At 36.1% G+C, this 7,952-nt stretch carries 3 protein-coding genes; 2 read left to right on the plus strand and 1 reads right to left on the minus strand.

Annotation, left to right across the window (positions count from 1 at the left end; all coding sequences use genetic code 11):
- Positions 1-371 precede the first annotated feature (371 nt).
- Together H4J75_RS18105 and H4J75_RS18110 are read left to right on the plus strand one after the other, a co-directional pair.
- A complete protein-coding gene (locus tag H4J75_RS18105) occupies positions 372-1,970 on the plus strand; it encodes a cation:proton antiporter (protein ID WP_182222882.1) in 1,599 nt (532 codons plus the stop codon).
- A gap of 378 nt (positions 1,971-2,348) precedes the next feature.
- Positions 2,349-6,251 carry a response regulator gene (locus tag H4J75_RS18110; protein WP_182222883.1) on the plus strand — a complete coding sequence of 1,301 codons (3,903 nt, stop codon included), beginning with the start codon at positions 2,349-2,351 and terminating at the stop codon, positions 6,249-6,251.
- 451 nt (positions 6,252-6,702) lie between these two features.
- Here the strand turns inward: H4J75_RS18110 and rimK are convergent, their stop codons facing one another.
- A complete protein-coding gene (gene rimK / locus H4J75_RS18115) occupies positions 6,703-7,629 on the minus strand; it encodes a 30S ribosomal protein S6--L-glutamate ligase (protein ID WP_070373965.1) in 927 nt (308 codons plus the stop codon).
- Between the last annotated feature and the right edge of the window lie 323 nt (positions 7,630-7,952).

Raw genomic sequence — 7,952 nt, forward strand, 5'->3', positions numbered from 1 at the left:
TCATCTAAGAAAGACTGTTTATTTGTTAAGTTATTGTTTTTACTTTTTTTATTACGCTGGTGTCAAAGACAATGTCAGTTTGACTTAAGGGTTTAATTGCGTTTAGAAGACAAAGGTTTAGCTGTGAATTAAATTAAACGCTTATCATGGCGGCTCGTTCACCAATAGAATCATTGAGGGTATTGCACCGCTATGGTGCTTGCGCTTTAAAATGGAGCGATTAATTGAGTATTAAAAATAAACAGTGTGTTAGTGATTGTTTAAGTTATTGTATTTAAATGTTAAATTTTAATTTTATATGGTCTGTAATGTGCATAGACGTTAATGAGTTAAATTTTACTATACATCAACAGATGAATTAAAAGGATAATATGGACGCTATACTTGTTATTATTGCAGTCTCGTTAGCACTTGCTAGCGTTATCAATATAGTATTAACCAAGTTCTCAATTTCGCACATTATTGGCTACATTATTACCGGCACCATAGTAAGCAATATTTTTGATTTCAATGGCAGTGACAATATTCATTCCCTTGAGCTTATTGGTGAATTTGGTATTGTTTTTCTTATGTTTACGATTGGCTTGGAAATGTCTTTTGCGAAGCTAGGTAAAATGAAGGAATTGATATTTTTTAATGGTTTTATCCAAGTTAGCTTTAGCGCTATTGTTATTTTTATACTTGCATTTTATCTTTTTAATATTGAACCGATACCCTCATTAATTATTGCGCTTTCATTTAGTTTATCTTCAACGGCTATCGTATTACCTTACCTGAAAAAATCAAAAGATATAGTGACACCCTATGGTAAAAAATCAGTTGCTATACTGGTTTTTCAAGACTTAGCCGTTATCCCTATTTTACTCTTAATGGGTTTTCTCTCAAATAATGAATTGTCTCTAACCGATGTGCTGCTAAAAACTTTTTTGTATGCCAGTGGTATTATTATTTTTATGTTCACTATAGGAAAAAAAATAATTGCTTGGCTACTGCATTTTTCATCGAATGCGCTAATGGAAGAACTGTTTTTAATATCGGTATTTACTATCGTATTGGGGGCATCAATTATTGCTCATAACCTCGGTTTTACTTATTCTTTAGGTGCGTTCATTGCGGGGATGATTATTGCCGAAACTAAATTTCACATGAAAGTTGAATCCGATATATCTTCATATAAAGATCTTTTTTTAGGTGTTTTTTTCTTTTCTATTGGCACAAAAATAGACGTTGATTATTTTATAACTCATCTTCATTGGGTGATGAGTGTACTCGTCCTTGTTATGATAATAAAAGCGACGATTATTTATATTTTGATGAGAAAAAAATCGAATAAAAGCGAATCAATTAAATCTGCTGTTGCCTTATGCCAAGTAGGGGAGTTTTCTTTTGTGATTTTTGCTATGGCAATAAGTCAAAACCTGATAGCAAAAGATTTAGCGAGTTTTCTGATATTGGTTACTGTTTTATCTATGATATTAACCCCTTTTATGGTCAGTAATATTTATAAATTAGCCGCACTTTTTGTCGTTGAATTTTTTGAAGCTGATAAAATAACCACCGTAAAGGTGACTAATCACACCATTGTTTGTGGTTTTGCTATTTTAGGTCGCATTGTAGCGAAAGAACTGACAAATAATGGCATCAACTTTTTAATTATTTCTGATAATTTACAACATGTATTATTGGCAAGAAAGCGTGGCTATAACGCTTATTTTGGTCACCTAGATAAAACGCCCGTACTTGAATCATTAAAAGTAGAGCAAACAACTAGTATCATTATTACGGTAAACACATTAAAGAACAAACAAATAATTTGCCAAGCCGTACTCGATTACTATCCTAAGGCAAACTTAGTCGTTAAAGTGAATTCACTTGAGGAGAAAAAGGCACTGGCGGGCATTAATATTAACTTTTTTGTTCATGCACAACATGAAACAGCGGTGCTATTAGTTAAAAAAAGTATGGTTTGAATTGAAGTTTATAACCTGAGTAATAATAATTTTTTAGCTTGATTAGGGCAGTAATAATCCTATAGGCAAAAGTTTTTCGTCACTAAAACCTATTAAAAACCGGTAGAAGACATAATAATATTATTTTAGTCCGCTTTATATCTATAATAATTTCACTTTCATATAGAAATTCATCAATAAAACTTAACCAATAGACCTTGAATAAGTTATTGATTATTTGATCTAATATTTAGTTAATGTGAATATAGGGTCTATACTTGGGCAGAGATAATATCCGACAATTAATTAATGGGTTAAGCTAGCCTCGTTGTCTTATAGATAGTCAGGTCATTGCTGAAATCGCCGCTGGGCCTGCTAAAGGATTGTAAACAAAATAATATGACTAATATTAAAACCCTACAACAGAAAATTAAACGTCGTAACTCATTAGCTATAGCTTTAATTGCTGCGTTAATTAGCCTGTCATTTTTAAGTTTGATGCTATTATTTAATCAACAAGCCAAAGACGCTGAAACGATTAATCTTGCTGGCGGCCAAAGAATGTTGTCACAAAAAATAGCTTACCTAGCCATTCAGCATTATCACAATATAACTACGGCTGAAATTGATGAGAAGGTGACAAAAAATCTCTTCGATACGGTCAAATTGTTTACGACTAACCAGCAACTTTTAACAATGATGGTGGTTAACAAATCTAATAGCATGCCTAGTGAATTATATTCATGGTATTTTAACGCGCCGACTGAGCTTAACAAACGGGTCAATTACTTCGCTGAAAGTGCTATCGCGCTTAGTCTGACTCAAAACAAAAAGAATGCTGAGGCAATAGTTAAAGAAAAATTCAATCCAGGGGCTATTAATAATTTACTGATTTCTTTAGATCTAGTCGTTTCCAAAATAGAGCAACATACTAATCAGCGTATAGTTAACATAGAAAGACTCGAAGCATTTTTATGGCTGGTCTCAATGGCCCTATTATTTGCGATAAGCTTCTTCATTTTTAGGCCGCTGCAACGGCTCATTAGCAATTATCACCATGAACTTTCACTTTCTAAACAAAAAAGCGTCGAGTTAATGCTGGCGATAAATAAGCACGCGATTGTTTATCGAGTCAATGTCGATGAAAAGGGTACGTTAACGGAAGTTAATCAACGTTTTCTTGATTTCTATCGTTACCGTGAAGAAGAGATCCTTGGTCACAGTGTTGTTGAAATCTGCGCTTCAAGTTATACCCAAGACGATTATAAAAATATATTTCTAACAGCTATCGCTAAAGAATATTGGCATGGCGAATCCATTAATAAAATCAAAGGTGGCCGAGAGCTATGGTTAAGTACCACCATAGTGCCACTGATCAACAATGACAATAAGGCAGAATCTTTTATTGTTATTCAGAACGATATTAGTGGTATTAAGCAAACTGAAATGACTCTTAATAAACTCCATAAAATAACCTCGGATATAGACAAATGCTTAATTGATAAAATTCAAAACATCTTAGAGCTTGGAAAAAAAATATTTAATTTACCGCTTGCGTTGATCAGTGAAATTCATCATCAAGAATATCGAGTTGTCTATTGCCATACTCCGAATAATGAAATTAATCCTGGAGATATTTTTGATTTAGGCAATACCTATTGTTTTCATACCTTACATGCAAACCAGCCTATTTCTTTTTACCATGCAGGTGAAAGTGAAATAAAAGATCACCCGTGTTATCAAGCTTTTGGTTTAGAAAGCTATATTGGTGTGCCATTGACTGTTGATGGCAAACTTTTTGGCACATTAAACTTTTCTGGCCCTGAGCCTTCGGAAAGGCCTTTTACCACGAGGGAATTAGACTTAATTCAATTGTTTTCTCATTGGATAAGTGCAGAGCTAACACGTGTTAAACATAAAGATAGATTGCTAGGGCAACAATCTTTAATGGAAGAAATGGCACAGCAAGCTCGCATTGGTGTCTGGGAAGTTGATCTAGTTAACAACAATGTTTACTGGTCAAAAATGACTAAAGTCATTCATGAAGTGCCCAATGAGTATCAACCAGAACTATCTCAGGCAATTAATTTTTATAAAGAAGGAGAAAGCAGAGAGAAAGTACAAGCGTTAATTGCCAAGTGTATGAATGACGGTAGTGCTTACGAGGAAGATATGGAGTTGGTCACTGCCAAAGGTAAAGAAATTTGGGTGTCTGCCCGTGGTCGTTCCGAGTTTACCGATGGAAAATGTGTCCGTTTGTATGGTTCATTTCAAGATATTACTGATAAAAAGATAAGCCAGCAGCGTATTAGCCAACACAACCAACGAATGAGATTAGCAACAGACTCTGCCGGTATCGGTGTGTGGGAACTTAATTTGCTTAGTAACGAATTAAAGTGGGACGATTGGATGTTTAAGCTTTATGGTGTCGACCGTCGACCAGCTTTAATTGCGCAAGACGTTTGCGACAAAGGTGTACATCCTGAAGATATCGAGAAGGCCGGTCGTGAATTCATTAATGCAATTAAAGTACACGGTCAGTACGATACACAATTTCGAATTATATGGCCAAATGGCGAAATAAAGTATATTAAAGCAGCGGCGATTATCAGTTACGACAATAATAAAAAACCGGTATCAATGATAGGTGTGAACTATGACGTTAGCGCAATCGTTGAGAATGAAATCGCGCTTATTAAAGCGAAAGAGCAAGCAGAAGTAGCGGTAACCGCTAAAAATGAATTTTTTGCCAGTATGAGCCACGAAATACGAACACCAATGAATGGTGTTATTGGTATGCTGGATTTAGTTAAAGACTCTGTGTTAAGCCAAGAACAAAATCACCGAATCGGTATCGCCCAGCAAAGTGCTCACTCGCTTTTAGCATTAATTAACGACGTTTTAGATTTCTCCAAAATAGACGCTAATAAGTTAGAACTTGAAAATGTTAGTTTTAACTTACGTGATATGGTTGGTGACTTAGCCGAATCTTTTGCGCAACAAGCTCAGCACAAAGGCTTAGAGTTAATCGTTGACCTTGTTGATATTGAAGAGTCGCTAGTGGTTGGCGATCCTAATCGACTTCGTCAAATATTGACCAATTTATTAGCTAATGCTATTAAGTTTACCAAACAAGGCGAGGTGGTTATTCGTCTTTGCCAGCAAAATCACTCGACAACGCAATGGCGAATTATTGCTGAAATATCTGATACTGGTATCGGTATACCAAAAGATAAGCAGCAAGGATTGTTTGAAGTGTTTAGTCAAGTTGATGCTTCAACAACACGAGAATATGGCGGCACAGGGCTTGGTCTTGCTATCGTTAAAAAGCTTTGCTTATGTATGCAAGGCAGTGTCGATGTTGATAGTAACCCAGGTGAAGGTAGCACTTTTAGCTGTGATTTATTGTTAGAAAAATCAGCGGATTCTTTATTGTCTCAACCTGTAAAAGCTTTGCAAGGCAAACGTGTGCTGGTTATAGAGCAAAATCAATCCTGCGCTAACGTCATTAAGCGCCAATTAAACTGCTGGCATGTAGAAGCTGATATCATAACGACCTTACAACCTGCGCTCACAGCTCTTAATAAGCAAACAGAAAATGACCACTATGATTTGTTGATCATTAATCAACAACTTGCTGATTTAGATGCTTTAGCATTTGTTAAAATAGTGCGCTTGAATCCGGTGCATAAAAATCTAAAAATAATGTTTATGACGCTAATGAGCATTCAGCATAATTTAGCCGATAGCACGGCAAGTGGTATTGATGGTTTTTTTCCTAAACCGGTAATTACCACCGATTTACAACGAGCATTAAACACTTTATTAGCTGAACCTGAAAAAGAGCTCATCAGTGAAGTGACCACGGCTAAATTAACACGTTTATCTAATGAGGATAGTAGCTGGACAAAAAAGGTTAAATTACTACTGGTAGAAGATAATCGAGTTAATCAAATGGTTGCTATGGCGGTATTGAAAAAAATAGGAATAACCCAATGTGTTATTGCCATTAACGGTAAAGATGCCATTGAAAAGCTTAAAGCAAGTGATGAGAGCCAGCCATTTACTTTTATTTTTATGGACTGTCAAATGCCTGAAATGGATGGTTACCAAGCGACAGCCTCAATTAGGCAAGGTAATGCAGGAGCTCGCTATTTAAGTATTCCTATCGTTGCTATGACGGCCAATGCGATGGTTGGAGATGAAGAAAAATGCTTGTCTGCAGGGATGGATGATTATTTGGTTAAGCCGATCAACAAAGAACAAGTGAAAGAGGCAATCAAAATATTTCAATTAAAATAGCTGCTAGGCATAAAAAGTCAAACCAATATTGAGCGTATTAAAATAGTAAAAATCGCGTAAAAAACAGCCGTCTTAATAGGGCGGCTTGGTCATAATATTAATGTTTATTAGACTGCTCTGTGTTGTTATTACAGCAAAAGTGATTATTTTAAAAATATATTTTAGTGATTTTATTATGAATATCATTGATAGTTTTTTATCTTGTTTTTGAATGATAGAAAACGTCTAATCCATAGGCTAGTAAGCATTCTTGCAATGATGTATACAAACCAACGACAGCTCATTTTATCGTTGGCTTGAAAGCAGAAAACCGTAAATATTCTCTTCAAGTTAAGGTCATGTGGTATGTCAATGCATTGACCGTTATTAAGTGAACTCAGAGAATGTTGTGGTCGTGAAGACTGAAATATCGGCTGTCACGACCCTAAGTTATCGAGATTAAACGTGGAGATCACCCTTTACCTTGGGTGCGATTTCGATTGGATTTAGCGCTAGCATTCTTTTCAATAAACTTTTTCTCAATAAACTTGAAGATCATGGTGGCAACATCCTTTTCAGTCGCGGCTTCAATACCGGCTAAACCCGGTGAAGAATTTACTTCCATGACCACTGGGCCACGTTCGGCGCGCAGTAAATCAACGCCACAAACGTTCAGCCCCATAATGTTTGCTGCCGATACGGCCGTTGCTCTTTCTTCTGGGGTCAGTTTAACGAGTACCGCTGAACCGCCGCGGTGTAAATTTGATCTAAATTCACCCTCGGCGCCTTGACGCTTCATTGCGGCAACAACACGGTCTCCAACAACAAAACATCGAATATCAGCACCACCGGCTTCTTTGATAAACTCTTGAATTAAAATATCAGCATTTAAACCCATAAATGCTTCAACAATCGCTTCTGCTGATTTAGTTGTTTCAGCAAGTACGACTCCAATACCTTGTGTACCCTCAAGTAACTTAATCACGCAAGGTGCGCCACCGACGTTCTTAATTAAATCTTTTACATTATCAGGACGATTAGCAAAGCCTGTTCTTGGTAAGCCGATGCCTTTTCTTGACAGGAGTTGCATAGAGCGTAACTTGTCTCTAGAGCGACTAATCGCTACAGATTCATTGACACTAAAAGCACCGGTCATTTCAAATTGACGGACTACCGCGGTGCCATAGAAAGAAATTGATGCGCCAATACGCGGTATAATAGCGTCGTACTGTGGCAGCTCTTTACCTTTATAGCGCACAACAGATCTATCACTAGTGATATCCATATAACAATGCAGTGTATCGATAACGTCAACTTGGTGACCCAGCGCTTCACCCGCTTCTTTTAAACGACGAGTCGAGTACAACTTCTTGTTTCTAGATAAGATTGCTATTTTCATGTTTGATTTCCTGTTTTTATAAAGAACAATAGTCTATAGACTAGACTGTTTACTAAATAGTCACAAAAAATAAAAGTTTTTTTGACAAAGGTGGTAAATAAGCTCAACTTTATTGTGCATAGTCAATATGACAATTTAAATTTCATCTGATAAGTACAGCATATATTGTAGACCGATGATAAAGCACCGTCTTCTTTTGGATTAGCCTTATAAAACAACAAATTAAATGCTTTGTGTTGAATTGGTTGTTATCCTTTAATGATAGATATAAAGCCGATATGACATCACAAGAAATTTTAAAATCAGCGACGGTTAATGCGGCT

This window comes from Colwellia sp. BRX10-1 (assembly GCF_014077545.1).
Taxonomy (GTDB): Bacteria; Pseudomonadota; Gammaproteobacteria; order Enterobacterales; family Alteromonadaceae; genus Colwellia_A.

Excerpts from the sequence above, each read along its gene's own strand:
- H4J75_RS18105 (WP_182222882.1), top strand. The coding sequence starts at position 372 with ATGGACGCTATACTTGTTATTATTGCAGTCTCGTTAGCACTTGCTAGC.
- H4J75_RS18110 (WP_182222883.1), top strand. The coding sequence starts at position 2,349 with ATGACTAATATTAAAACCCTACAACAGAAAATTAAACGTCGTAACTCA.
- rimK (WP_070373965.1), bottom strand. The coding sequence starts at position 7,629 with ATGAAAATAGCAATCTTATCTAGAAACAAGAAGTTGTACTCGACTCGT.